Annotated in this window: 28 protein-coding genes; 11 read left to right on the top strand and 17 right to left on the bottom strand. The window is 65.3% G+C overall.

The window, feature by feature from the left end:
- Positions 1–20: 20 nt before the first annotated feature.
- From AB0I14_RS23665 to AB0I14_RS23655, 3 genes are read right to left on the bottom strand one after another with little or no spacing between them, the layout of a single operon-like run.
- Positions 21–860, bottom strand: coding sequence for an SDR family NAD(P)-dependent oxidoreductase (locus AB0I14_RS23665; RefSeq protein ID WP_358026693.1), 840 nt, complete (start codon positions 858–860; stop codon positions 21–23).
- Positions 857–1645, bottom strand: coding sequence for an SDR family NAD(P)-dependent oxidoreductase (locus AB0I14_RS23660; RefSeq protein WP_358026691.1), 789 nt, complete (start codon positions 1643–1645; stop codon positions 857–859). The genes AB0I14_RS23665 and AB0I14_RS23660 overlap by 4 nt, the downstream gene beginning before the upstream one ends.
- Positions 1642–2721, bottom strand: a complete 1080-nt coding sequence (locus tag AB0I14_RS23655) for an NAD(P)-dependent oxidoreductase (protein WP_358026688.1) — start codon at positions 2719–2721, stop codon at positions 1642–1644. The genes AB0I14_RS23660 and AB0I14_RS23655 overlap by 4 nt, the downstream gene beginning before the upstream one ends.
- Before the next feature lie 398 nt (positions 2722–3119).
- Between AB0I14_RS23655 and AB0I14_RS23650 the strand changes: the two genes are divergently transcribed.
- The gene (locus AB0I14_RS23650; RefSeq protein ID WP_358026686.1) at positions 3120–3395 is read left to right on the top strand and encodes a hypothetical protein; all 276 of its coding nucleotides are present in this window, start codon (positions 3120–3122) and stop codon (positions 3393–3395) included.
- A 12-nt stretch (positions 3396–3407) separates the two neighbouring features.
- On the opposite strand, the gene AB0I14_RS23645 is transcribed toward AB0I14_RS23650, so the two are convergent.
- Complete coding sequence (locus tag AB0I14_RS23645; protein WP_358026683.1) at positions 3408–4607, bottom strand: cytochrome P450; 1200 nt, start codon at positions 4605–4607, stop codon at positions 3408–3410.
- Positions 4608–4772: 165 nt separating this feature from the next.
- Between AB0I14_RS23645 and AB0I14_RS23640 the strand changes: the two genes are divergently transcribed.
- Positions 4773–5327 (top strand): TetR family transcriptional regulator, encoded by a 555-nt coding sequence (locus AB0I14_RS23640; RefSeq protein ID WP_358026681.1) that lies wholly within the window; start codon positions 4773–4775, stop codon positions 5325–5327.
- Here AB0I14_RS23640 and AB0I14_RS23635 read toward each other — a convergent pair.
- The 4 genes from AB0I14_RS23635 to AB0I14_RS23620 all read right to left on the bottom strand — a co-directional run bounded on the left by AB0I14_RS23635 (position 5324) and on the right by AB0I14_RS23620 (position 10367).
- Positions 5324–6214, bottom strand: a complete 891-nt coding sequence (locus AB0I14_RS23635) for a formylglycine-generating enzyme family protein (RefSeq protein ID WP_358026678.1) — start codon at positions 6212–6214, stop codon at positions 5324–5326. The two genes, AB0I14_RS23640 and AB0I14_RS23635, sit on opposite strands and share 4 nt — an antisense overlap.
- Entirely contained in the window at positions 6207–7118 is a 912-nt protein-coding gene (locus AB0I14_RS23630; protein WP_358026676.1) for an HAD family hydrolase, read from the bottom strand. The genes AB0I14_RS23635 and AB0I14_RS23630 overlap by 8 nt, the downstream gene beginning before the upstream one ends.
- 4 nt (positions 7119–7122) lie before the next feature.
- On the bottom strand, positions 7123–8676 hold the full coding sequence (locus tag AB0I14_RS23625; protein WP_358026673.1) for an arylsulfatase: 1554 nt from the start codon (positions 8674–8676) through the stop codon (positions 7123–7125).
- A gap of 140 nt (positions 8677–8816) precedes the next feature.
- On the bottom strand, positions 8817–10367 hold the full coding sequence (locus tag AB0I14_RS23620; protein WP_358026671.1) for an arylsulfatase: 1551 nt from the start codon (positions 10365–10367) through the stop codon (positions 8817–8819).
- Positions 10368–10505: 138 nt separating this feature from the next.
- On the opposite strand from AB0I14_RS23620, the gene AB0I14_RS23615 reads away from it, so the two are divergent.
- Positions 10506–11597 carry a tellurite resistance/C4-dicarboxylate transporter family protein gene (locus tag AB0I14_RS23615; protein ID WP_358026669.1) on the top strand — a complete coding sequence of 364 codons (1092 nt, stop codon included), beginning with the start codon at positions 10506–10508 and terminating at the stop codon, positions 11595–11597.
- Position 11598: 1 nt separating this feature from the next.
- Positions 11599–11874 (top strand): dsRBD fold-containing protein, encoded by a 276-nt coding sequence (locus AB0I14_RS23610; RefSeq protein ID WP_358026666.1) that lies wholly within the window; start codon positions 11599–11601, stop codon positions 11872–11874.
- Position 11875: 1 nt separating this feature from the next.
- On the opposite strand, the gene AB0I14_RS23605 is transcribed toward AB0I14_RS23610, so the two are convergent.
- From AB0I14_RS23605 to AB0I14_RS23590, 4 genes are all read right to left on the bottom strand, one after another.
- Positions 11876–12964 carry an NAD-dependent epimerase/dehydratase family protein gene (locus AB0I14_RS23605; RefSeq protein WP_358026663.1) on the bottom strand — a complete coding sequence of 363 codons (1089 nt, stop codon included), beginning with the start codon at positions 12962–12964 and terminating at the stop codon, positions 11876–11878.
- Positions 12965–13027: 63 nt separating this feature from the next.
- Entirely contained in the window at positions 13028–13246 is a 219-nt protein-coding gene (locus AB0I14_RS23600) for an exodeoxyribonuclease VII small subunit (protein WP_358027288.1), read from the bottom strand.
- A gap of 13 nt (positions 13247–13259) precedes the next feature.
- Positions 13260–14489: an exodeoxyribonuclease VII large subunit gene (gene xseA / locus AB0I14_RS23595; RefSeq protein WP_358026661.1), complete on the bottom strand. Its 1230-nt coding sequence runs from the start codon at positions 14487–14489 to the stop codon at positions 13260–13262.
- Positions 14486–15067 (bottom strand): lipid droplet-associated protein, encoded by a 582-nt coding sequence (locus AB0I14_RS23590; protein WP_358026658.1) that lies wholly within the window; start codon positions 15065–15067, stop codon positions 14486–14488. Before AB0I14_RS23590 ends, xseA begins: the two co-directional genes overlap by 4 nt.
- 53 nt (positions 15068–15120) lie before the next feature.
- Here AB0I14_RS23590 and AB0I14_RS23585 point away from each other — a divergent pair, with 53 nt between their 5' ends.
- A complete protein-coding gene (locus AB0I14_RS23585; protein ID WP_358026655.1) occupies positions 15121–16134 on the top strand; it encodes a 4-hydroxy-3-methylbut-2-enyl diphosphate reductase in 1014 nt (337 codons plus the stop codon).
- 33 nt (positions 16135–16167) lie between these two features.
- Here AB0I14_RS23585 and AB0I14_RS23580 read toward each other — a convergent pair whose 3' ends face one another.
- Positions 16168–17358: a DUF6542 domain-containing protein gene (locus tag AB0I14_RS23580; RefSeq protein WP_358026652.1), complete on the bottom strand. Its 1191-nt coding sequence runs from the start codon at positions 17356–17358 to the stop codon at positions 16168–16170.
- 84 nt (positions 17359–17442) lie between these two features.
- Between AB0I14_RS23580 and ychF the strand changes: the two genes are divergently transcribed.
- Entirely contained in the window at positions 17443–18516 is a 1074-nt protein-coding gene (ychF, locus tag AB0I14_RS23575; RefSeq protein ID WP_358026649.1) for a redox-regulated ATPase YchF, read from the top strand.
- Here the strand turns inward: ychF and AB0I14_RS23570 are convergent.
- From AB0I14_RS23570 to arr, 3 genes are all read right to left on the bottom strand, one after another.
- Complete coding sequence (locus AB0I14_RS23570) at positions 18506–18889, bottom strand: VOC family protein (RefSeq protein WP_358026646.1); 384 nt, start codon at positions 18887–18889, stop codon at positions 18506–18508. The two genes, ychF and AB0I14_RS23570, sit on opposite strands and share 11 nt — an antisense overlap.
- 131 nt (positions 18890–19020) lie before the next feature.
- On the bottom strand, positions 19021–19401 hold the full coding sequence (locus AB0I14_RS23565) for a nuclear transport factor 2 family protein (protein WP_358026643.1): 381 nt from the start codon (positions 19399–19401) through the stop codon (positions 19021–19023).
- Positions 19402–19440: 39 nt separating this feature from the next.
- Positions 19441–19851: an NAD(+)--rifampin ADP-ribosyltransferase gene (gene arr, locus AB0I14_RS23560; protein ID WP_358026640.1), complete on the bottom strand. Its 411-nt coding sequence runs from the start codon at positions 19849–19851 to the stop codon at positions 19441–19443.
- A gap of 250 nt (positions 19852–20101) precedes the next feature.
- Here arr and AB0I14_RS23555 point away from each other — a divergent pair, with 250 nt between their 5' ends.
- The 5 genes from AB0I14_RS23555 to AB0I14_RS23535 all read left to right on the top strand — a co-directional run bounded on the left by AB0I14_RS23555 (position 20102) and on the right by AB0I14_RS23535 (position 22681).
- Complete coding sequence (locus AB0I14_RS23555) at positions 20102–20461, top strand: DUF1801 domain-containing protein (protein ID WP_358027285.1); 360 nt, start codon at positions 20102–20104, stop codon at positions 20459–20461.
- 47 nt (positions 20462–20508) lie between these two features.
- Positions 20509–20907, top strand: a complete 399-nt coding sequence (locus tag AB0I14_RS23550) for a VOC family protein (protein ID WP_358026637.1) — start codon at positions 20509–20511, stop codon at positions 20905–20907.
- A gap of 123 nt (positions 20908–21030) precedes the next feature.
- Entirely contained in the window at positions 21031–21453 is a 423-nt protein-coding gene (locus AB0I14_RS23545; protein WP_358026635.1) for a hypothetical protein, read from the top strand.
- A 38-nt stretch (positions 21454–21491) separates the two neighbouring features.
- Positions 21492–22238 (top strand): class I SAM-dependent methyltransferase, encoded by a 747-nt coding sequence (locus AB0I14_RS23540; protein ID WP_358026632.1) that lies wholly within the window; start codon positions 21492–21494, stop codon positions 22236–22238.
- Positions 22239–22279: 41 nt separating this feature from the next.
- Complete coding sequence (locus AB0I14_RS23535; protein WP_358026629.1) at positions 22280–22681, top strand: hypothetical protein; 402 nt, start codon at positions 22280–22282, stop codon at positions 22679–22681.
- 7 nt (positions 22682–22688) lie between these two features.
- Here the strand turns inward: AB0I14_RS23535 and AB0I14_RS23530 are convergent, their stop codons facing one another.
- The gene (locus AB0I14_RS23530; protein WP_358026627.1) at positions 22689–23384 is read right to left on the bottom strand and encodes a guanylate cyclase; all 696 of its coding nucleotides are present in this window, start codon (positions 23382–23384) and stop codon (positions 22689–22691) included.
- Between the last annotated feature and the right edge of the window lie 20 nt (positions 23385–23404).

The raw sequence follows: 23404 nt of genomic DNA, 5'->3' as shown, positions 1-23404 counted from the left end.
TGACGGCCGGCATTGAACGTCTACTCCAGCGTGACGCTCGCGCCGGCGTGCGCGGCCTGGCCGGCCCGCTGCGAGGCGACGAAGCGCATCGAGAGGCGCTGCATCAGGCCCGGTGCCAGCCGGGCGAACACCCAGGAGGCCTGGGCGCGACGGGGTTTGACCAGGATGGCCTTGTTGCGCGCGATGGCACGCAGCGTGTCGGCGGCCAATCGGTCGGCGTCGTAGGCGGTCTTGACCCCCTGGCCCTGCAGGAAGTAGTCGCGGCCGACGAAACCGCCGACCGCGCCCTTGTCCAGGATCGGCGTCTCGACCGCGGCCGGGCACACCGCCAGCACGCCCACGCCATGGGCGGCCGCTTCCGAACGCAGGGCCAGCGACAGCCCGACGACGGCGTGCTTGGTCATCACGTAGCTCGTGAGCTGGCCCGCGGCGGCCAGGCCCGCCATCGAGGCGGTGTTGATGATGTGGCCGTGGCCCTGCCGGATCATCTGGGGATACGCGGCGGCGACACCGTGGACGACACCGCGCACGTTGATGTCGATGATCGCGTTCCACTGGTCCAGCGTCAGCAGTTCGGTGTCCCCACCCCAGACGATGCCCGCGTTGTTGAACATCAGGTCGAGCCGCCCCGTCCGCGCGACGACATCGTCGACAGCCGCCTGCACGGCGGCCGCATCGGTGACGTCCAGACGCGCTGACCGTGCCCCGAGCGGTGCCGCAGTGCGGGCTGCGGCGTCCTCGTCGATATCGGTGCAGAGCACCTCGGCACCGGCGGCCGCCAGCGCCCGGCACAGTGCCGCGCCGATGCCGGATCCGGCACCGGTGACGATCGCCTGCTTGCCGGACACGGACTGGGTCACGCCTGGGCCAGCTTCATGACGTGGCCGAGGATGTCCGGGTAGCGCTTGAGGTGCGCGCCGCCGTTGAGATCGAGCACCTCGCCGGTCAGCCATGACGCCTGCGGTGAACACAGGAACACCACGGCAGCGGCGATGTCCTCGGGGGTTCCGCCGCGGCCCAGCGCGGTGTTCTCGATGTAGTCCTCGACCACACCGGGGATCATCGCCGCGGGATCGGTCAGCGGGGTCTTCACAAATCCCGGCGCGATCGCGTTGACCCGGATGCCGCGCGGCCCCATTTCCAGCGCGGCCACCTGCGTCAGCATCGACAACCCGGCCTTGGCCGCGCAGTAGGCGCTCATGCCGGCCGCGGGCTGGCGCCCGTTCAGCGACGAAATCGACACCAGGACACCGCCTTCGGGCAGGTTGCGGCCGGCGTGTTTGGCGACGATGAACCCGCCGTTGAGGCAGACGTCGACGACCGACCGGAAATCCTCGACCGCCAGGTCGGTGATCAGGCCGACATTGCTGAACCCGGCGCAGTTGAGCACGATGTCGACCGCCCCGGTCGTCTCGAACAACTTCTGCACCGTGTCCTCGTCTGTGACGTCGACGTAGCAGCTGGTGTGTGGCGCACCCAACTCCGGGTCTGCTGCCTCGTTCAACTCGGAAGCCCGGGCGGCCGCACCCTCGGCGTGACGGTCGGCCACCACGATGCGGCAGCCGTCGGCGGCCAGGGCCTGGGCGCTGGCCCACCCGATCCCCGAGGCCCCTCCGATGACGACCGCTACCCGCTGGGTGCTCATGTGTTACTCCCGTCCGGGCGGTGGTCGCCCCACTTCTTGTCGATCGCGTTCCACACGTCGGCCTGCTGGCCTGGATAGTCCTTGTAGGCGGACTTCGACCGCAGGAATGCGCGAATGAGGGGAGCGGCCAGGCCGATCGGAAAGCGCTTCCATCCGGCATTCGCCCTGGTGTCGGCCAGCAGCACGGGCCAGCTGTGATGCTGGTACCCGAGGACTTCCTGTGCCCGGGTGGTGTCCATCCAGTCGGTGGCGAACCAGGCGGCGTCATCCTCGGGGTTGCCGGGCCGCCCGATCGGCAGGCCGCCCTTGATTCCCATGGCGGCCGCTGCCTGCGAGCCGACCGCGGACTGCGTGTGCCGGTGGGTTTCGGCTTCGCCGCCGATCAGCAGCACCTCGTGGTTGGCGGTGTCGGTCGGGACCGTGGTGGCCGCGACGAAGGCGGCCGCGACATCGCGCACATCGACGGTCTGCAGCCGGCCGTCGGCGGGCAGCACACTCTCGAACGAAATGAGGTCGACGTCCATGTCGAGGCTGAATTCCGAGCTCATCACCCCGCCGAGGCGCAGGATCAGCCAGTCCAGCTTCGAGGCCCGAACCAGGGCTTCGGCCTCGACCTTGTGCGCGCCGTAGATGTCGGACGCGTTGGTCGGGGTGTCGGGGGTCAGCACGTCGTCGATGTGGTGGGGATTGCGGGCGCCGTACACCGCGATGCTGGAGGCCTGCACGAATCGGGGCGGAGTCGGCCGGGCTTCGGCGGCGCGCACCAGTGATGCGGTGGCCTCGACGTTGACCTTGCGGGCCAGCCCGCGGCGCATGTAGCAGAACGGCGGGATGATCGCGGCGAGGTGGATGATCGCGGCCGGTGCGGCCGAGGCAACCAGTGCGTCGACGGCGGCGGAATCGGTCAGATCTGCCCAGCGCACCTGTACGGAAACGGGGAGCGCGGCGGCGGCCTTGCGGTTCGCGGGCACGTCGAGATCGGTCGCGACCACCGTGCGTCCACCGGCGGCCAGCGCCTTCACCACGGCGGAGCCCACCAAACCGAACGCGCCAGTAACCAAAACGGCGTCGGACATAGGCCTCCTCGCTAGAACGTGTTGCAACACTAGCGAACGCGGATGTGGTGTGTGTCACCGCGATCTGGACGGGGTTCGAGTATCCGCGGGAGACCGTTCGCCCGGGGTTGCTCAGCAACCGGTACATAGGCGTCGTACTGGGGGAGCGCCGGAGGAGGCGAATGTTGCTGCAGTTGCCTCAAAAGCATTGACCAATGGCACTGTCGGCAGATGAGCGTGACCGGCATCACGCTGCACACCCGAGTGTGATGCATTTGCCGGAACGCTCGTCGTTACCCGATTTGGAAATTTGCCCGAGACGTATGCAAGGTGTGGCTGTAGGTATCGACGAAAGTGAGCCAATCGCAGGCGTTTGTGATGTACTCGGTTGCACGCGTCAGTAATTGGGGAGGTGTGGGATGTCCGAAGATGTCGTGACGGGGGTTAACGACAGCGACTCTGGCGAAATTGCCGAAGAGGTTGCTGTGGGTTCCTCGGTGGTTGTTTATCCGGGAACTGACGACGAATTGCACGGCACTGTCGTCGAAGATTTCGCCGACTTGGCCGGGACTGCGGTCGAGGTCGCTGGGGAGCGAATTGTCGAACCGGCGCGCCGGTGGGCAGTCAACCTCGACGACGGCGGGCTGGTGTTCGTCGACGACGACAGCATCGCGCTCGCTACGCAAGCCGCCTGAGTTCCGGGTAGTTCACCGCAGGCTCAGCGGAAGCTGACGTAACCGGCGCACCAACAGGCTGGGTTGCCATTCGGCATCCCCAGCCGGCCGAATGGTGTTTCCGGTGGTCAGTAGTGACGACATCACGATGCGGGCTTCGAGCCGGGCCAGTGCGGCCCCGAGGCAGAAGTGCCCGCCCTTGCCGAATGCCAAGTGATTCTTGATATTCGGCCGATCCAGCCGCAACTCGTTCGGATCCTCGAACACTGCCTCATCCCGGTTGGCCGCGCCCCACAGCAGCAGTAGGTGGCTGTCTGCGGGCAGCGCGACGCCTGCCAGTTCGGCATCGGACAGCACATGCCGATAGTGGCCCCGGAACGGGGACTCGAACCGCAACACCTCCTCCAGGAACGGCGCGATCAATGCGGGATCCCGGCGCAGCCGTTCGGCGAGGTCGGGACGTCGGCTCAGAATCCACACGGCGCTGCCGATCAACGACGCGGTCGATTCGCCTCCCGCGCCCACCAGCTGGATCAGCATGAACACTGCCGAGTCGGAGGACACGCGTTCGGCCGCGCAGTAGGTCGCCAGGTCTCCCAGCAGGTTTTCTCCCGGGTTTGCCGACGCTTCGGTGAACCGTTCGGTCAGGTAGCCGCCGAGCTCGACGGCCGCGATCCCCGACGCCGTCAGCTGTTCGGCATCGACCAGCCCGTCCAGGAGCTGGGTGCTGGCATAGGCCCATGTCACCAGACGGTCCACGTCCTCGGCCGGCAAGCCCAGCAGCTGCGCGACCACCAACATGGGCAGTCGATCGGCCAAGGCGGACATCCACTCGAATTCTCCGCCCGCTCCGGCGAGCAAGTCGGCAGTGATGGCCGCGATGAAGGGTTCCAGTTCGGCTATCCGCTTGACCGCCATCCGGGGCAGCACCATCTTGCGGTGGGCGGCATGGGCCGGATCGTCGGCGGTGGCCAGCACGTGGATGGGGCCACCCGGCTCGCCCATGCCGAACGCGGCGACGGTGCCGTCGGGCTGGGACCACATGGTCGCGGTGAGATTCGATGAGAAGTCCTGGGAACGTGCCGTGGCTTCGACGACGGCGTCGAATGACGTCACCACGAAGAACGGTGAGTCGCCGACCTGCGCCACTGGTGCGTGGGCCCGCAACCGGTCGTAGAGCGGATACGGATCTTGCAGGCATTCGGGTTCGAACAGTTCGTGTGCCAGGAGCATTTGGCCAGGTTGGCTGGCGATTCTGGGCTAGTCAACGATGTTCGGGCATGTTGATATTGGCCTCTGGGGCTCGCGGTGCGGGGGTGTCTCAATACAGGGCGGTGACCTGCGAATCGGCTGAGAATTACTCGGAGTTCTGTCTCAATATGCGATAAGTTCGCATCCATGTCTCCTGGGCGCGCTGACTGGTTGGTCGGGGGTGATCGACGGGTCGAGGCCGCCGAGCGCATCTACGCCGCGGCGGCCGAGATGGCGGCCCGCGACGGGCTCGACGCACTCGACATCGATGCGCTGGCCGCGCGGGTGCACTGCTCGCGCGCGACGGTCTATCGGCATGCGGGCGGCAAGGCGCAGATCCGCGACGCCGTGCTGGCCCGGTTGGCCGCTTCGATCGTTGGCGAGGTTCGTCGCGCCGTCGACGGACTGACCGGAGCGCAGCGGATGCTGACCGCAATTACCGTTGCACTGCAACGGATTCGGGCAGATCCGATGTTCGATCTGCTACTCGGTTCACTGCGCAGTGGGGGCGGGATGGCCGATCTGGGTCAGTCGCCGGTTCCCGCCGCGTTCGCCACGGAACTCACGGGACTGGCCGAGGACGACCCGGCGGCTGCGGCCTGGATCGTGCGGCTGGTGCTGTCGCTGTTGGTGTGGCCGGGTGCCGACGAGGCGGTCGAGCAGGAGATACTGAGGCGCTTCGTCGCCCCGGCGTTCGGCTAAGGCCGCTTGACGCATCGAAAACCGATGTGGCTCATGCCGGTATCCACCATCTGCGGTCGCCGGGCGGCCGGGCGGTACCTCATGCAGTAGCTGTCGGCACACAGGAACGAGCCGCCCTTGATCACCCGGCGCCCGATCTGGAACTGCGGCTGGTTGGGGTCGTAGGTATCTGCGGCGCAGCACGGCGTGGTGGCCCGGTCCTCGCCGTACCAGTCCGTTGTCCACTCCCAGACGTTGCCCGCCATGTCGAACAGGCCGTAGCCGTTGGGCTCGAAGCTGCCGGCCGGTTTCGTTGTGCCATAACCAGTGTCGGGCAGGTAGGGGAATTCGCCGTGCCAGTAGTTCGCCAGGTGCTGTCCGGGCTGCTCGGGCTCGTCGCCCCAGGTGTATGCGGCACCGGAGATCCCACCGCGGGCCGCGGTCTCCCACTCGGCCTCGGTGGGTAGTTCCAGATCGGCCCAGTCCGCATAAGCCGCTGCGTCGTCAAAGGCGATGTGCACCACGGGATGCTGCTCACGACCCTTCAGCGACGAGCGTGGTCCGCGCGGGTGGTTCCAGCACGCGCCGGGCGTCCATGCCCACCACTGGTTGATATGCCGCAGGTCCACCGGACCCGCGGTGCGCTGGAACACCATCGAGCCGGGAACCAGATTCTCGGGTGGGGCGCCCGGGAAGTCGTCCGGGTTCACCGGACGTTCGGCGACCGTGAGATAGCCGGTGGTGTCGACGAATTCGGTGTACTCGGTGTTGGTCACCTGGTGGCGTTGGATCCAGAACCCCGCCGTGGCAACCTCGCGCGCCGGAGCCTCCTCGGGGTAGTGCGCATCCGAGCCGAGGATCGTCGTCTGCGCCGGAATCCAGATCAGATCGGTGTCACTCTCAGTCAAAGACCGTCGTCCAATCGTCCCGCATACTCGCCACCGTCCAGTCGCGATCGAAAGCGAGCCCCAGTGCCTTCTCTGCGCCTGCGGTGTAATCGAATTCGCGATCGGCGTCATCGTGGCGCACCAGCATGCTCAATGACGGGCCGGGCCCGCCGGCGGTGTACTCCAGCATCTGGATATCGCCGTTGGAATTGCCCACGGCGAAGATCGGCCGACGCCCGATGCGGCCCCAGATTCGCACGGCCTTGACCGGACCGTCGTTCAGGAACTCCGGTGTGGCTGTGGTTTTGAGTTGACCGTCGACGAAATCCAGCCCCACCGAACTGCCGATCACCCGCTCCGGCGGAACGCCGTACATCGACACCGTCACCGGACGCATGAAATCGCGGCCGCCACCGGACACGATGTAGTTCGCGAAGCCGTTGGCCTCCAGATAACGCAGCAACTCGACCATGGGCAGATAGCCGCACGCGGTGTACGGACGCCCCAGCGTCGGATGCTTCGCCTCGGCGAAGAACGCCTTGATCCGGTCGGCGTGGTCCTCGACAGACAGTCCGGCGTAGGCCGAAAGTATCCCGCCGGCAAGGATTTTGAGGGCGGAATCATCACCGTTGTAGTGCTTGGTGACAGCATCTCCGAACCAGGCCAGATCGTCGGCGGCCGCCGCGGTGTAGGGCTGTGTGGCTGCCAGCGCCGGGTCGGCCGCCGCCTGCTCGGCCAGGCGGCGCACCAGGAAGTCCAGCTGAATGTAGGCCGGCTTTTCACACCACAGGGTGCCGTCGTTGTCGAACACCGCGACACGGGCTTCCGGCGCGACGAAATCCGGACCGTCGGCGGTGACGCGGCCCACGAAGTCGACGATCGCCGACTTCGTGGGGCCGTCGTTCCAGGAGATCAATTCCGTCAACGTTCTAGCCGCCGCCGGTGGCCAGAAACTTCTTGAGTTCGTCCACGGCGTGATTGATCGTGAACGAAGCCGGCTCCTGGCGCGGGGGGAACTCCTTGAAGGTTTCCAGGAACTCCGTCACGATCGCCGAGCCGTAGAACATGAGGAACAGGCGGTCGATCATCCAGTCCCAGTATGTGTTTGATGTGATATCCGCGTGCTCGAACGGGTCGGTGCGCAAGTTGAACAGCTTGGGCGCCCGCAATTTGGTGAACGGCTCGAACCATACCTGCAGAGTGCCCTGGCAACGCTGCTCCATGAACACGATCTTCCAGTTGTCGGCCCGGATGCCCAGCACGTCGCCGTCGTCGGAGAAGTAGATCATTCCACGCCGCGGACTCTTGTCCACCTCGCCGGTGAGGTAGGGCAGCAGGTTGTAGCCGTCGATATGCACCTTGTAGTTGGTTTCTCCATCGGCCCCCGCTGTGTGACCTCCCTTCAGCTTCTCGACGATATCCGGATCGCCTGCCGCAGCCAAGAAGGTAGGCAGCCAGTCGTGGTGCTGCACAATCTCATTGGAGATCGCCCCCGGCTTGATCTTCCCGGGCCAACGGATCATTTCCGGAATGCGGAATGCGCCTTCCCAGTTCGTGGCCTTCTCGCTGCGGAACGGGGTGGTCGCACCGTCTGGCCAGGAGTTCGCATGTGGGCCGTTGTCCGTCGAATAGATGACGATGGTGTCCTCGGCGATACCCAATTCGTCGACCAGGTCGAGAAGGGTGCCGACATTGCGGTCGTGATCGATCATCGTGTCGTGGTACGGAGACTGCCAGCGGCCGGCCTGTCCCCGGCTCTCCGGCTTGGTGTGAGTCCGGAAGTGCATGTGGGTCAAGTTCATCCACACGAAGAACGGGGTATCGGCTTCATGCTGGCGTTTGATGAAATCAGCACACGCCGAGGTCGTTTCGTCATCGATGGTCTCCATCCGCTTCTTTGTCAGCGGTCCGGTGTCCTCGATGCGCTGCTTGCCGACCGGCCCGTAGCGATCGTCCGCCTCGCCGGAGTCCTCGTCAGTGGCCCAGGAGTGGATGACGCCGCGGGGCAGTAACGCGGCTCGCATCTTCGGAGCTTCCTCGGCGGTGGGGTAGTCCTCGTGCTCAGGCTCCTCTTCGGCGTTGAGGTGGTAGAGGTTACCGAAGAACTCATCAAACCCGTGCGCGGTGGGGAGAAACTTGTTCAGGTCGCCGAGGTGGTTCTTTCCGAACTGGCCGGTGGCGTAACCCAGCGGCTTCAGCAGTTCGGCGATCGTCGGGTCCTCCTTCTGAAGTCCCACGTCGACGCCGGGCATGCCCACCTTGCTCATTCCGGTGCGGTAGACGCTCTGGCCGGTGATGAACGAGGCGCGGCCGGCGGTACAGCTCTGTTCGCCGTAGGAATCGGTGAAAAGCATTCCCTCGTTGGCGATCCGGTCGATATTGGGAGTGGAGTAGCCCATCATGCCGCGGCTGTAGCAACTGAGATTCCAGATCCCGATGTCGTCGCCCCAGATGACCAGGATGTTGGGTTGGTTGTTCGGCATGTGCCAAGCCTCGCTTTCGTGTCGGATTTGTTTGTCGCGTGTGCCGTCGGTACCCCCGGGACTAACCCGACGTCATGCGCCCACTGCGGAGCCGAGGACGGACTTGCGCGCCTCTCAGGCAATACTCATTTCGAACCGGGTCAGTCCTTGGCCAGGAACTCATGCAGCTTTTCCACCGCCTGGTCGATGCTGAAGCTGGCCGGCGGATGGCGCGGCGGGAATTCCTGAAACGTATCAAGGAATTTCGTCGACATCGCGATGGCGTACATGATGAAAAAGTCATGGTGGATCAGCCACTCGTAGTACGAGTTCGACGTGATGTCGGCGTACTCGTACGGGTCGGTGCGGAGATTGAACAACTTCGGCAGGCGCAGATGGGTGAATGGCTCCGCCCACACGCGCATGGTGCCCTGGCACCGTTGTTCCATGAAGACGACTTTCCAGTTCTCGAACCGTAGGGCAACGAGATCACCGTCGTCGGAGAAGTAGAAGAAGCCGCGGCGCGGGCTGTGCTCGACCTCGCCGGTGAGGTAGGGCAGCAGGTTGAACCCGTCGATGTGCACCTTGTACTCGGTTTCCCCGTCGGCTCCCGCCTGGTGTCCCTTCTTCAGCTTCTCGCTGATGTCGGGATCACCGGCGGCGGCGAGAAGCGTGGGCAACCAGTCGTGATGCTGGATGATCTCGTTGGACACGGTGCCAGCCGTGATCTTTCCGGGCCAGCGGATCATTTCCGGCACCCGGAAGGCGCCTTCCCAGTTGGTGTCCTTTTCGCTGCGGAACGGCGTGGTGCCCGCGTCGGGCCAGGTATTGCGGTGCGGGCCGTTGTCGGTCGAGTAGATGACGATGGTGTCCTCGGCGATGCCCAGTTGGTCGAGCACGTCGAGGACGGTGCCGACATTGCGGTCGTGGTCGATCATCGTGTCGTGGTAGGGCGACTGCCAGAGCCCGGCCTGCCCGCGGCTCTCCGGTTTGGTGTGGGTGTAGAGGTGCATGTGGGTGAAGTTGCACCACACGAAGAACGGGTTGCCCGCCGCGTGCTGACGCTTGATGTAGTCGACGGTGCGGTCTGCGATGTCCTCGTCGATGGTCTCCATCCGCTTGGTGTTCAGCGGGCCGGTGTCTTCGATGGTCTGCTTGCCGACCGGACCGAATTTCGGGTCGTCGGGTTCGGTGGACACGGTGGCAGCGGCCTTGCAGTCGAGCACGCCGCGGGGCTTGGCCAGTTGGTGTAGGACCGGGAACTGGTCGGCATGCGGGTAGTCGAACTGCTCGGGTTCTTCCTCGGCGTTGAGGTGGTAGAGGTTTCCGTAGAACTCGTCGAACCCGTGCACCGTCGGCAAGTATTTGTTGAGGTCCCCGAAGTGGTTCTTGCCGAACTGGCCGGTCGCGTAACCGAGCGGTTTGAGGAGTTCGGCGATCGTGGGATCCTCAGCGGCCCAGCCGATGTCGAACCCCGGCGCCCCCACTTTGCTCATTCCGGTGCGGTACACGCTCTGCCCACTGATGAAGGCTGCCCGCCCTGCGGTACAGCTTTGCTCGCCGTAGGAATCCGTGAATCGCATGCCCTCGCTGGCGATGCGATCGATGTTGGGTGTCCGGTAGCCCATCAAGCCGTCGCTGTAGCAACTCAGGTTGCTGATACCGATGTCGTCGCCCCAGATCACCAGGATGTTCGGTTTGCCGTTCGGCATGTTGAGCTCCTCACCCGTGGATGTACCCCGGCCCCGGTTCCGACCCTAGGCTCATGGCCGCCGGCTCGACACCGCTTCGCCCGCCTGTCGCCGGAAATTTACGCATCGGTCGGACGGTGCAGTGGTATGACCAGAGCCATGAGTGAGCCGACTGGACGCGAGGCGGTGCGTACCCTGCATCCCGGTTACTTCGCACTCGTGATGGCCACCGGGATCATGTCCATAGCGATGACTTATCACCGGGTACATGCGCTTTCGGTGGCGTTGTTGTGGGTGGCGGGGATCGCGTATGTGGTTCTGGTGGTTCTCACCGTGATCCGCACCGTCTCCTACCGGCGAGAATTCATGGCTGACCTGACCGATCCGAGCCGCGGTTTTGCCATGTTCACGTTCGTGGCTGCGACCTGCGTGGTGGGCACACGGCTGGCCACCGACGGCCACTACGGGCTGGCGTTCGCATTGCTGGCGGTCGGCTGGGTGGCCTGGATGATCTTGGGCTATGTGGTGCCGTGGACGGCGGTTCTCGGTCAGGCCGTCCGGCCGGTACTGCACAGTGCCAACGGAACGTGGTTCATCTGGGTTGTTGCGAGCCAGTCCGTTGCGGTGCTGGCCGCGGCGTTGCAGCCCGAAATCACCGAGGGCCGTTCAGAATTGGCGCTGTTGGCGGTGTTTTCGTGGTCGGTCGGGATTTTTCTCTATGGGGCGGCGGGGATCTTCGTGGCGGTTCGCATGCTCCTGTATCCGTTGCGGCCCACCGATCTCACGCCGCCCTACTGGGTAGCGATGGGCGCAACCGCCATCACCGTGGTGGCCGGGGCCCGGATCGTGGAGATGGCGGACGCGCCCATGGTCGCGGCGACTCGGGGCCTGATCGCGGGAACGTCGGTGTTCTTCTGGGCGTTTGGTACCTGGCTGATCCCACCGCTGGTCGCGGCCGGGATCTGGCGGCACTGGGTTCATCGCGTTCCCTTGCGCTATGACGCCACCCTGTGGAGTGTGGTCTTCCCGCTCGGCATGTACGGGGTCGGTGGCCACTACCTCGGTCAGGCCGACCAGTTGCCGATCGTGGAACGCATCGGATACGTCGAGAGCTGGGTCGCACTGGCGGTGTGGGCGCTGGTCTTCGTCGCGATGCTGCGCCACCTCGTCCTGACGCTGTGGCTCGATCGCGACGCCACCCCTGGCGTGGAGGCCGTATCCGGCGCACCCTTAGAGGTGGAGGGTGATTGACATGTACGACAAGGATCTGACCAACAAATGGCTCGTCGAGATCGAGTTCTCCGAGGACGAGATCCACACCCACGCCACGGCCCGGGCGCAGGTGCGCGATGACACGATGTCCACCACCGGAGATGCCTACCGCAACCCGAAAGACGCCGGAGCGCCGATGATCGGCGAGGAGATCGCCGCGGCCCGTGCCCTCATCGCGCTGGGTAGCGATCTACTGCATGCCGCATCGGCACGCATCGAACAGTCAACGCACCATCCGGTGCATCTGTACCGCTGAGCTACACGCCGGCGGGTTGCTTGGCCGACTTGGTATCCATCTGGTTGAACAGGTCGACGTAGTACGGCATGCACTCGGCCATCGCCCGCTCGGTGGTGAACAACGGCTCGTAGCCCAGATCGCGCTTGGCCTTGGCGATCGAGAAGTAGTTGTTGAGGTAAAGCCGTTCCACCGCAAGGGGTTCGATCAACGGCTCGGGAAGGCCGAACTTGAAGTGCAGCCACTGCCAGGCCATCATCACCTTGTGCACCAGACGCCCTGATACCCGGAAGTTGGGCAGCGGACGCCCGCACGCCGCGAGCACCGGCCGGGCGAACTCGAACATGTTGATGGGCTCGCCATCGTTGATGAAGTAGGCCTGACCGGGTGCGGTGCCACCGGGGACCAGATGCTGGCCGGCCAGGATGAACCCGTGGATCAGGTTGTGCACGTAGGAGTTGTCCAGCTTGATGTTCTTGTTGCCGACCAGCACCTTGACGTGCCCGGCGAGCACGTTCTCGAACACCTTGCGGAACATGGTCTGATCGCCGCGGCCCCAGATGCCGCTGGGGCGGATCGCGCAGGTGAGCAGGCTGTGCTCGCCGTTCTGGGCCAGCACGAACTTCTCGGCGACCACCTTGGTCTCGGTGTACAGGTCGTTGAACCGAGCGGTGTACGGCATGGTCTCATCGCCGTTGACGATGTCCTGCCCGCCCATCACCACGCTGTTGGATGCGGTGTAGACGAAGCGCTTGACGCCCGCTTCCTGTGCCGCGTGCACGAGGTTCTTGGTGCCCTCGACGTTGACGGCGAAGCTGCGCTGCCGGTACTCGTCGGTGACCGAGGCGCCGCCCATCAGGTCGATGATCGCCGCGGTGTGGATGATCGTGTCGATGTCCTTGACGGCCGCGGCCACGGTCTGCTTGTCGCAGATGTCGCCCTCGATGACCTCAAGGCCGGCGTGATCGCCCAGCGGTGACGGCGCGCGGTCGAAAGAGCGCACCGCGTATCCGCGGTCGAGCAGTTCGGTCACCAGATTGGCACCGACGAAGCCGGAGCCGCCGGTAACCAGGACGCGGCCGAGTTCAGTGGTCAGAGATGCGTCACCCATGACGGGCAGCTTAACTGAAACAGGTTCCAGTTTCGAGCGCGATTGGCAAAAATGGTTGCTGGATCAATCTTCTTCGGACTCGCGCGCGGTCAGTGCCTGCTCGACGCGCTGTCGCGCTCCGGCTAAGTGCTCTTCACAGCGTTGTGCCAGCTTCTCGCCTCGTTCCCAGAGGTTTAGCGAAGCATCGAGGTCGAGCCCTCCCTGCTCCAACTGCTGCACGACGGCGATCAGCTCATCGCGGGCCTCTTCATAGCCCAGTTCACTAATAGGCTTAGTACTCACGATGCTCACACCCTCACTCGCTACCGTCGCTGACCGCTGAGATGACGCCGTCCGACACCCGCACCCGCAGGCGGGTGCCGCTCGGCGCGTCGGACACCGAACGTAGAACCGATGGCGATCCGGACGCCGGGACCGCTTGGACCACCGCATACCCGCGGGCCAGGGTGGCCGCCGGGCCGAGCGCGGTCAGCCGCGCAGACAGGTGGCCGATGGTATCGGTCTCCGCGGCGATGAGCCGCGTGATGTCACGTTGGGCGGTGGTCCTGGCGCGCGCGATCTCGTCGGCGCGTGCGGTGAGCGCCGCCAAGGGTTGCGCGAGTACCGGGCGGCTGCGCAGCTGCTCCAGGTGATGCTGCTCGCGGTGCACCCAGTTGCGTAGCGCGCGGGCGCTGCGCCGGTGCAGATCGGTGATCAATGACTGTTCGGCGGCCGCGTCGGGAACGATCCGCTTGGCCGCGTCGGTCGGGGTGGCGGCGCGCAGGTCGGCGACGAGATCGGACAGGGGAGTGTCGGGTTCGTGGCCGATCGCACTGACCACCGGCGTGCGGCAGGCGACGATGGCCCGGCACAGCGTCTCGTCGGAGAACGGCAGCAGGTCCTCGACGCTGCCGCCGCCGCGGGCCAGGACGATGACGTCGACGTCGGGATCGGCGTCCAACGCCGCGAGCGCCTCCACGATCTGGGGAACGGCATTGGGCCCCTGGACGATCGTGTTGCGGATCGCGAAGCGCACCGCGGGCCAGCGGGTGGTGGCGACCGTCGTCACGTCCCGCTCGGCGGCTGAGGCGCGTCCGGTGATCAGGCCGATGGTGTTGGGCAGGAACGGGATCGGCCGTTTGAGGCGCGGGTCGAACAGTCCTTCGGCCTCCAGCAGCCGACGCAGCCGCTCGATCCGGGCCAGCAGCTCACCGATGCCGACCGCGCGAATCTCACTGACCCGCAACGAGAATGTGCCGCGACCCGTGTAGAAATTGGGCTTGCCGCAGATGATCACCTGGGTGCCCTCGGACAGCTTGACCGGGGCGTTGCGCACGAGATCGCGCGGGCAGGTCAGCGTCAGGGACATGTCGGCCGCCGGATCACGCAGCACCATGAAGACGGTTTTGGAATCCGGGCGGATCTTGAGCTCGGTCAGCTGGCCCTCGACCCACACCGTGCCGAGCCGGTCGATCCACTTGGCGACGCGGGTCGCCACGGCGCGGACCGGCCAGGGGTTCTCCGGCGACTGGCCCGGTTCGGTCACTTCGCGGTCGCGCGGGTGATCCTGTTGGCGAGCAACGTGACGAACGGTGCGCGGGCTCGACCGGCCTCCTCATAGGCCAGCAGCGCCTCGAGGTCGGCCACGCGCAGCGAGGTCAACCTGGCGCGAAGCTGCGCCAGCGTCAGCGCGTCGTACCCGAGTTCGCCCGCGATGTCCGGCTCCGTTCCCGAGCCGGAGGTGCGTGCGGCCTTGCCGTTCGTCGCAGCTGCGGACCCGGGCTCGCCGGTGCTGTACAGCGCGAACCGTCCCTCGGTACGCCGCTCGCCGTCGGTGGACTGAGTGTCGTCGGCAGCGTCGTCGTCGAGCCCGGACTCAAGATCCTCGTCGAAGGTGGCCCACTCGGGCTGCTCGTCCTTGGGCGGAAACAGCTGTTCGAGCGTTTCGTCGCCCTTGACCACCAGCTCGGCAAGGTTCTGCTGGACGTGCATGACGAGGTTGGCTGCCTGACTGGCCATCGTCATGGGATAGGTCAGGATGGTTTGGGGCAGCTTGCGAGTTTCCTCGATCGCGGTCGCCGCCGCGCCTACCAGCAGCCGGACCCCGTACGGTGCAGTTCCCATGGCCCACAGCCTACGGCTGGCTCGGTGCTGCGGTGGCCCCGTACCCTGGAGACATGCCGCCGACAATCAACATGGGTATCCCGGGTGCCACGAGCTCGGTGAGGTCACGCGGCGGTTCGCAACCCTCCGGCAAGCGAGTCCTGCTGGCCGAACCGCGCGGATACTGCGCAGGCGTCGACCGCGCCGTCGAGACCGTCGAGCGCGCTCTGGAGAAGCACGGCGCCCCGGTCTACGTACGCCACGAGATCGTGCACAACCGTTATGTCGTCGACACCCTGGCCAAGGCCGGCGCGGTGTTTGTCGAGCAGACCGATGAGGTGCCCGAAGGCGCCATCGTGGTGTTCTCAGCCCACGGCGTCGCGCCTACGGTCCACGAAGAGGCCGCCGCCCGGAATCTACGGACCATCGACGCCACCTGCCCGCTGGTGACGAAGGTGCACAACGAGGCCAAGCGCTTCGCTCGCGACGACTACGACATCCTGCTCGTCGGCCATACCGGGCATGAAGAGGTCGTCGGCACTGCGGGCGAGGCGCCCGACCACGTGCAGGTCGTCGACAATCCGGACGCGGTGGACAAGGTCACGGTGCGTGACCCGAACAAGGTCATCTGGCTGTCGCAGACCACGCTGAGCGTCGACGAGACCATGGAGACGGTGCGCCGGCTGCGCGAGAAGTTCCCGACGCTGCAGGATCCGCCGAGCGACGACATCTGCTACGCCACCCAGAACCGCCAGGTTGCGGTCAAGGCGATGGCGCCCGAATGCGAGCTGGTGATCGTGGTCGGCTCGAAGAACTCATCCAACTCGGTTCGGCTGGTCGAGGTGGCTCTCGGCGCAGGATCCGACGCCGCCCATTTGGTCGACTACGCCGAAGACATCGACCCGGCCTGGCTGGAGGGCGTCACCACGGTGGGCGTCACCTCCGGCGCGTCGGTGCCCGAGGTGCTGGTGCGTGGTGTCCTCGAGCGGCTCGCCGAATACGGCTACGGGACTGTGCAGCCAGTGACCACCGCCAACGAGACGTTGGTGTTCGCGCTGCCGCGTGAGATCCGTCCGCCGCGCGCCTGACCCCGCGTTGACCGGGCCGGGCTGTGACCCGGCTTAGTCGTCGTACTCCTTGGAGTGCCGTCCCCGGGCCGCTGCGCCTTTTGATGAGCGAGGCCGCGTCCGGTGCTCCACCCGGTGGTCCTCGTCGTCGGAACCGCGGTACCGCACCCGCGACACCGGATGGTGCGTCGAGCGGCCCGAACCGGTGGGCGGATCGAATGATTCCTCGAACGGCTGATAGTCGTCGAATCGGCGGCGCTGCCGCTGCGGGCGCTCATGTGGGGTTTCGAACGCGCCGGCCTCACGTCGCTCGGGCGGTGGTTGCTTGCGCGGCTCACGCGGCTGGGTGCGCACCCGCCGGCGCGGCTCGCCGGCCCCGGGCTCGGCAGAGCGCGGGGGCCTGGGCCGCCGTGGCCGCTCGGGAATCGCGCCGTCGAGTTCGCTGCCGAGTTCGCCGGTGGCCGCACGGCTGGGGCGGGGTCGAGGCGGTGCGGTGCGTTTGGTCGGCCTGCGCTCGCCCCTGGGCCGCCCGGCGCCTGCTCCGGCCGCCGCTGCTGCGCCTGTGCCGGGTTCTGCGCCGGCCGGACGTCGCCGTGGCGGCCGTTCGGAGGGACGGCGGCGCGGCGGGGCTTCCGCGGCGGGATCGTGCTCGGCCGTCCGGTCGCGGCGCATCGACGCCGTAGCGGGTTTGCGGAGCACCAGCCCGGAAAGTTTCGTTGTGACAGATGACACAATTCCGGCGACGGGCGTCGCCGTGGCCGTTTTGGCCTCGGCGGCCGTCCCGGACGCGTCGTCTGCCTCTCCCGCGCGCGTTGTCAGGCCGATGTACCAGCGGCCCAGGCCGATCAGCAGCACCGTGGCAGAGAGGAACAGCATCAGCGGGAAGCGTTCGATCAGGGGATATCCGCAGTTGATGGCAAGGTCTTTGACGCCCTGCAGCTCGCCCCCGTGGAACAGGAAATAGGACCCGGGTACCGCGACGAACAGGATCAGCGGGGGCTGGATCACCGCGGTGAACAGCCCGGCCTGCTGAACGGCCAGAACAGCCAGGATGCAACCGAGGGAATAGCAGATCGCGAACACCGAACTGAGCTCTCGATCACCCGAACCGGCGTCGAAAGCAAAGCCGATCGCGGTAGCCGTGATCGCCAAAAGGACAGCTCCCCACCACGGCACACCGGCGAATCGCGGGTGTACAGAGCGGTGGTCAGCCGGCACTGCCGACTGTGCGCGCTGTCCTGACACACGTTGACCGTACCGGCTCTGTCTGGCCCCGTGCTGCCAGCTCGCGCTGGCGTGCCGGTCACACGGGCCTAGACTCTCTTCTCTGTGAGCCTGAACCTGGGAATCGTCGGTTTGCCGAACGTCGGAAAGTCGACTCTGTTCAATGCCCTGACGCGTAACGACGTGTTGGCGGCCAACTACCCGTTTGCGACCATCGAGCCCAATGAGGGCGTGGTGCCGTTGCCCGATCCCCGGCTGGACAAGCTCGCCGAGATCTTCGGCTCGGAGAAGACCGTGCCGGCCCCGGTGACGTTCGTCGACATCGCCGGGATCGTCAAAGGCGCGTCCGAAGGCGCCGGCCTCGGCAACAAGTTCCTCGCCAACATCCGTGAATGCGACGCCATCTGTCAGGTGGTGCGCGTGTTCGCCGACGATGACGTGATCCACGTCGACGGACGGGTGGACCCGCGCTCGGACATCGAGGTGATCGAGACCGAGCTGATCCTGGCCGACATGCAGACGCTGGAGAAGGCCGTGCCACGGCTGGAGAAGGAAGCCCGCAACAACAAGGAGCGCAAGCCGGTCCTGGATGCCGCGGTCGCCGCCCAGACGGTGTTCGACGACGGAAAGACGCTCTTCTCGACCGGCAAGGACTGGTCGGTGCTGCGTGAGCTCAACCTGATGACCACCAAGCCGTTCCTGTACGTCTTCAACGCCGACGAATCGGTACTGACCGACGAGGCCAAGCAGGCCGAGCTGCGGGAGCTGGTGGCCCCGGCGGACGCGGTGTTCCTGGACGCCAAGATCGAATCAGAGCTGATCGAGCTCGACGACGAGTCGGCCAACGAACTGCTGGAGTCGATCGGACAGACCGAGCGTGGCCTGGATGCGTTGGCGCGAGCCGGGTTCCACACCCTGCGACTACAGACCTATCTGACGGCCGGGCCGAAGGAATCGCGCGCCTGGACCATCCACCAGGGCGACACCGCTCCCAAGGCGGCCGGCGTGATCCACACCGACTTCGAGAAGGGCTTCATCAAGGCCGAGGTGGTCTCGTTCGACGATCTCGTCGAAGCCGGTTCGATGGCCGCCGCCAAGGCCGCGGGCAAGGTCCGGATGGAAGGCAAGGAATACGTGATGGCCGACGGAGACGTGGTGGAGTTCCGCTTCAACGTTTAGGAGCGGGGCTGTCGAAGTGCTGGACGAGGCAGAACTCATTGCCCTCAGCATCGAGCATGTTCAATACGACGCCCTCGTCGTATTGATGCCGAGAGCCCGAGAAGCGTCCGCCTAGTTCCTCGACCTGCTGACGTCCGATGTCGATGTCTTCGACCTCTACATCCAGGTGAATGCGTACCTTTCCGGCCTTCGGTTCAGGTACGCGCTGGAAGGTAAGGCGGGGAAACTGTCCTGCGCGTGAGCCCACGGTCGCCCAGTTCGGATCATCCCCATGCTCGCTTGAAGCTGGGATACCGAGCAGCGCGGCCCAGAAGGCCGACATCCGAACGGGATCGGCGCAATCGATCGTCACTCCAGACCAGCGGTTGGCCATCGTTTCTCTCCGCCCGGGACTTTGGGACACTCCAGCAGATCCTTCCACCGCACCGACGGGGATGGGATCCCGCGGTTTGACTGGCAGCGATGGCTGACGGTGATCGGCCACGAAATGTGGCGCTCACCCGGTCAGTCCGTGAGTTCGACCCACTCGGCGCGGGATGGCCCGGGGCTGAACGGATCACCGAAATATTGTGTCTCGCGGGCTACTTCGCCGTCCACGAATTCCATGATGCTCACCACATGGGACGGTTGTCCGTCGTAGGTCAGGACGAGTTCGCTGATCCACAGATCGCCGCTGCCGAGGATGCGGCGAACGGTGAAGCGTTTGGCGTTCGGCTGAGCTTCGCGCGACGCCTGAATGCCGTCGCGGCCACGGATCCGCTCACCCGACTGGGGGTATTCGAGAACCGCGTCGGCCCGATAGATCCGATGTTCTGCGCCGAAATCGTTCACGTCGGATGACGCCCAATGCGCTTCAAGTGCGGTCCGTACATCGTCGTCGGCCATGGGCAAGACGCTATCGGGCGCGCCGCTTCAACGTGAGCCCTAGTTGATGATTTCGCCGCGGTCGTCCGCATGGATTGCGGCCAGCCGGTCTCGCCACATCTGGAGAGCTTCGGGTGTCAAGCGCGTCCAGTCGGTGACCTCACCGACGACGCGGAGCGGCTCCGTGCTGCGATAGGACCGGGTGGGATTGCCCGGGAACTTCTTGTCGGTGACGTTGGGGTCGTTCTCGAACTCCCCGGTCGGTTCCACGGCATAGACCCGCGGGATCCCGTCGCCGGCGGCGAGTTCGGCGGCAAGTCCTGCGCCGTCGCGCAACGCGGTGAAGTAGATGTGGTTCATCACGATTTCGGGCCGATAGTTGGAACGGAACCCGGCGGTGAGGAGATCTCCCTCCCGCAGTTCAGCCTTGGTGCCGTGAAAGTAAGGCCCGTCGTCCAATGCGCCGCCCATCTCGACAGGTTACAAACTGTCGTGACGGTCATCGGTGGCGGAATGCAAGGAGCTCCGCGTGAGCCTGTGGCCCGCGTGTTAGCGTGCGTGGTGTGGCGACGACTGCCGCATTCTGCGCTTCCAGGTGAACGATCACCTGAATCATTGCGGAGAGGCCTGAGCTGATCAGGACATGTCCGAATGGGGTGCTGCGCCTTCTGGCGCACCAATTCCATTGTGCCGGTTGACCGATACCGGCAGACGAAAGGACATGACAGTGGCTGCGAAGGACGACAAGAATCTCAAGCAGGTCCTCGACAAGATCGCGGGAATGGATGAGCCTGCGCGGGGCGTGATGCGGCGCATGCACGACGTGATTGTCGCTGCTGCGCCCGAACTCAAGCCGCGCATTTGGTACGGCATGCCGGGCTACGCCAAGTCTGGGAGCAGTCCCGTCCTCGTATTCTTCCGGAACGACGAGCTGATGAGTCTAGGGGTGAGCGAGAAGGCCACCCTCAAGCCCGCCGGAGGCAAGCAGGGACTGTTGATTCCTGCGGCGTGGTACTTCGACGGCCTGGACGACGTCACCGAGCAGCGTGTTGCCGAGATCGTCCGCGCCGCGATCGAGTAACCGGTCACGGCGGTGGGTTGTCGGTGCCCGGGTCTAGCGTGCGCGGCATGCAATTCGTTTCGACCCGCATCATCACCGCCGACGTGAAGCGTCTTGTCGCCTTCTACGAGATGGTGACCGGCGTGACTGCCGTCTGGGGTAATGAACTCTTCGCCGAGATTCCGACACCGGTCGGCACGCTGGCCATCGGGAGCGACAAAACCGTGCCGTTATTTGGAACGGGGTCCGCGGAGCCGGCGGCCAACCGCACGGCGATTCTCGAGTTCATCGTGGATGACGTGGACGCCGAGTACGAGCGGCTTCGTGAGCACGTCTCAGCGGTGGTCACCGAGCCGACGACGATGCCATGGGGAAACCGGGCGCTGTTGTTCAGGGACCCCGACGGAAACCTCATCAACCTGTTCACTCCGGTCACCGAGGTAGCTCGCGCCAAGTTCGGGGTATAGGTTGCCCATTCGATCCGGGATGGTTGTCGGAACGTCATCGAGTGCATGACGTTGACGGGTGACGTGATTCGTTGGATTTCCGCTTCAATGTGTAGGTCGAGAACGTGGAGGCCGAGTCGTGAGGTGCGCAGCGAGATCATGTACATCCCGAACGAATTGCTGTCCCGGCTCGTCGGAGCGCGACTGTATTCGGTCGAGATGGTCCTCAACGAGTACCTGCACCTGATGTTCGACGGGGCGGCCGGTGGGGGAGAACCGGCTGTTCTCGCCTGCTATGTCTGGCCGGTGGTCGAAAGCTCCGGCCGCGTATGGCACGAGTCCGATCTCGGATACGCAGATAGCCTGCGCAAGTTGACTCCCGGCGCCGTGACCTCGACTGTCGAGCAGACGGGTATCGGAATTCGCATCGAACTCGACACGGGCACACTCGTGATCCATCCGAAGTTGGATGAGGTCTACGTCGAGATTGCGATGCTCACGGGATTCACCGATGGCGCGTGGATGGTGTGGCGTCCTGGAGAGGACAGCTTCGAGGATCTGGCGTGAACGGGGACGTGACGAGACCCGCGACGTAGCATTCCTTGGTGGGTTTTCTCGTCCCGCCGGACGCCTATACGCGATTCATGGGTCGGTACGCCGAGCCTCTCGCGGAGGTCTTTGCGGCGTTTTCCGGGGTGGGCGCCGGTGGCAAAGTGCTCGACGTGGGATGTGGGCCCGGTGCGCTGACGGCGCAGTTGCTGGCGGTGGGAGCCGAGGTCGCAGCGATCGATCCGTCGCCACCGTTCATCGATGCGATCCACGCACGCTTCCCCGGTGTCGATGTGCGGGTGGGCGCCGCCGAGGAATTGCCTTATGACACTGATGCTTTCGACGGTGCTCTGGCGCAACTGGTCGTGCACTTCATGGCGGATCCGGTTGCCGGCATCAGGCAGATGGCACGGGTGACCCGCAGTGGCGGTGTCGTCGCGGCATGTGTGTGGGACGGACCGACCGGAGCGCTGGCGCCGTTCTGGAATGCCGTTCACCTGATCGATCCCGAGGCTGAGGATGAAGCGCGACTTTCCGGGGCGCATCGGGGACACCTGACCGAGATATTCGAAGCGGCCGGCTTGGGTGATGTGGAAGAGCGTCCGATCGCTGTCGACGTTGTGCACCCCACCTTCGAGGAGTGGTGGGAGCCGTACACATTCGGTGTCGGCCCAGCCGGTGACTATGTTCACGGCCTCGACGCTGACGGTCGTGCGCATCTCGAATCAGTGGCCCGCGAACATCTGGGGGGTGGCCCCTTTACGGTTACCGCCACCGCCTGGGCCGCCCGCGGGATGGCCTGACGCCGGGCGGTGGGGCCTCGACCTCGCTACACTCTGCGCTCGTGGCCTCGAATACTCGTCGGGCGGCTGGAACACAGACATTCACCGACGTCTTGAAGATCTGGTTCGGCGGCAAGCGGCCGAACCGGACCGCCGACCTCGCCGACTTTCAGTCCGGGGTGACGTTGGAAGTCAGTTGTTTCCTTCGTCCCCAGGGTGATTCGGCATCCCGGCCCAAGCTGGGAATGCTCGTTCTCACCGGCGGCGAGCCCGTGCGCTGGCGAGGCCGGGACAAGAACGTCGTCATCCTGAACCCGCCGGTGACGCTGGCAGGATCAGGCGGAAAGGCCATTGGGCCGAAGTTCACCGCATTCGATCTCGCCTGCGCCGCTGGGTCATTCAGCGTGCAGATCCCGACACTGGATGTCGAGTTGGTCAAGGACGTTCTGGGCGCCTCCGCCTGATCAGGTCTCAGTCGATGAGCACGGAGATCTCGTCACCCAACCCGTAGCTGGCGGCCATCGGCAACTCGTCACCGCTCCAGAACGAGCCGGGATCGAACCAGTTGTAGTGCTTCTCCGTGGTCAGCAGGCCCATCTCCTCGTAGGTGATGGCCACGGTTTCGGCGCAGTAGGCGGTCTCCAGCCCGACCTGGCGGGTGCGTGCCTTCTTGCGTTCGGCTGACTCGCGAACCTTCTTGTGTACCAGGGGGATTCCTCGGGTGAAATCGCTGATGACGGGCACCCGTCCGCGCAGCCAGCGCCCGGTCAACCGGGCCGTGGTCGGAAAGGCCGTGCCATTCATCCGGGCGATCACCTTGAGAAGTTTGTCTTCCTGTTCGCGCGAGGCAAACGGGGTGAGCTGACGCAACCAACAACGCTGCCCGTAGCTCTCCGCCCACCGTTCGACGACCTGGCGGGCGTCGTTGAGTTGCACGCCGCGGTGGTTGGTGCCGGTCCACATGTCGAGCAGCTTGTCGCCGAGCTCGGCGTGCCAGATCAGCGGTGGCAGGTCGTCGATCGCCACGGTCATCCCGACATGGTTGACCGGGCTGTTGGTCAGGGTCTGGATGGCCCGGTCGGGCCCGGAGCCGCCGCGGAACAGCCAGATGTCACCGGTGCGGGTCTCCTCCAGCGCCTTGGTCAAAGACACCGTGTTCGCTTTCACAAGCGAAGCTTATGCACACT

Origin of the sequence: Mycobacterium sp. NPDC050441, assembly GCF_040655355.1 — a bacterium.
GTDB lineage: Bacteria > Actinomycetota > Actinomycetes > Mycobacteriales > Mycobacteriaceae > Mycobacterium.
This window is presented reverse-complemented; position numbering and strand designations above follow the sequence as displayed.

Bases quoted from the DNA above. Each gene is read 5' to 3' on its own strand.
- AB0I14_RS23660 (WP_358026691.1), bottom strand. From the start codon at position 1,645: ATGAGCACCCAGCGGGTAGCGGTCGTCATCGGAGGGGCCTCGGGGATC.
- AB0I14_RS23655 (WP_358026688.1), bottom strand. From the start codon at position 2,721: ATGTCCGACGCCGTTTTGGTTACTGGCGCGTTCGGTTTGGTGGGCTCC.
- AB0I14_RS23650 (WP_358026686.1), top strand. From the start codon at position 3,120: ATGTCCGAAGATGTCGTGACGGGGGTTAACGACAGCGACTCTGGCGAA.
- AB0I14_RS23645 (WP_358026683.1), bottom strand. From the start codon at position 4,607: ATGCTCCTGGCACACGAACTGTTCGAACCCGAATGCCTGCAAGATCCG.
- AB0I14_RS23640 (WP_358026681.1), top strand. From the start codon at position 4,773: ATGTCTCCTGGGCGCGCTGACTGGTTGGTCGGGGGTGATCGACGGGTC.
- AB0I14_RS23625 (WP_358026673.1), bottom strand. From the start codon at position 8,676: ATGCCGAACAACCAACCCAACATCCTGGTCATCTGGGGCGACGACATC.
- AB0I14_RS23620 (WP_358026671.1), bottom strand. From the start codon at position 10,367: ATGCCGAACGGCAAACCGAACATCCTGGTGATCTGGGGCGACGACATC.
- AB0I14_RS23615 (WP_358026669.1), top strand. From the start codon at position 10,506: ATGAGTGAGCCGACTGGACGCGAGGCGGTGCGTACCCTGCATCCCGGT.
- AB0I14_RS23610 (WP_358026666.1), top strand. From the start codon at position 11,599: ATGTACGACAAGGATCTGACCAACAAATGGCTCGTCGAGATCGAGTTC.
- AB0I14_RS23605 (WP_358026663.1), bottom strand. From the start codon at position 12,964: ATGGGTGACGCATCTCTGACCACTGAACTCGGCCGCGTCCTGGTTACC.
- AB0I14_RS23590 (WP_358026658.1), bottom strand. From the start codon at position 15,067: ATGGGAACTGCACCGTACGGGGTCCGGCTGCTGGTAGGCGCGGCGGCG.
- AB0I14_RS23585 (WP_358026655.1), top strand. From the start codon at position 15,121: ATGCCGCCGACAATCAACATGGGTATCCCGGGTGCCACGAGCTCGGTG.
- AB0I14_RS23570 (WP_358026646.1), bottom strand. From the start codon at position 18,889: ATGGCCAACCGCTGGTCTGGAGTGACGATCGATTGCGCCGATCCCGTT.
- AB0I14_RS23565 (WP_358026643.1), bottom strand. From the start codon at position 19,401: ATGGCCGACGACGATGTACGGACCGCACTTGAAGCGCATTGGGCGTCA.
- arr (WP_358026640.1), bottom strand. From the start codon at position 19,851: ATGGGCGGCGCATTGGACGACGGGCCTTACTTTCACGGCACCAAGGCT.
- AB0I14_RS23555 (WP_358027285.1), top strand. From the start codon at position 20,102: ATGACAGTGGCTGCGAAGGACGACAAGAATCTCAAGCAGGTCCTCGAC.
- AB0I14_RS23550 (WP_358026637.1), top strand. From the start codon at position 20,509: ATGCAATTCGTTTCGACCCGCATCATCACCGCCGACGTGAAGCGTCTT.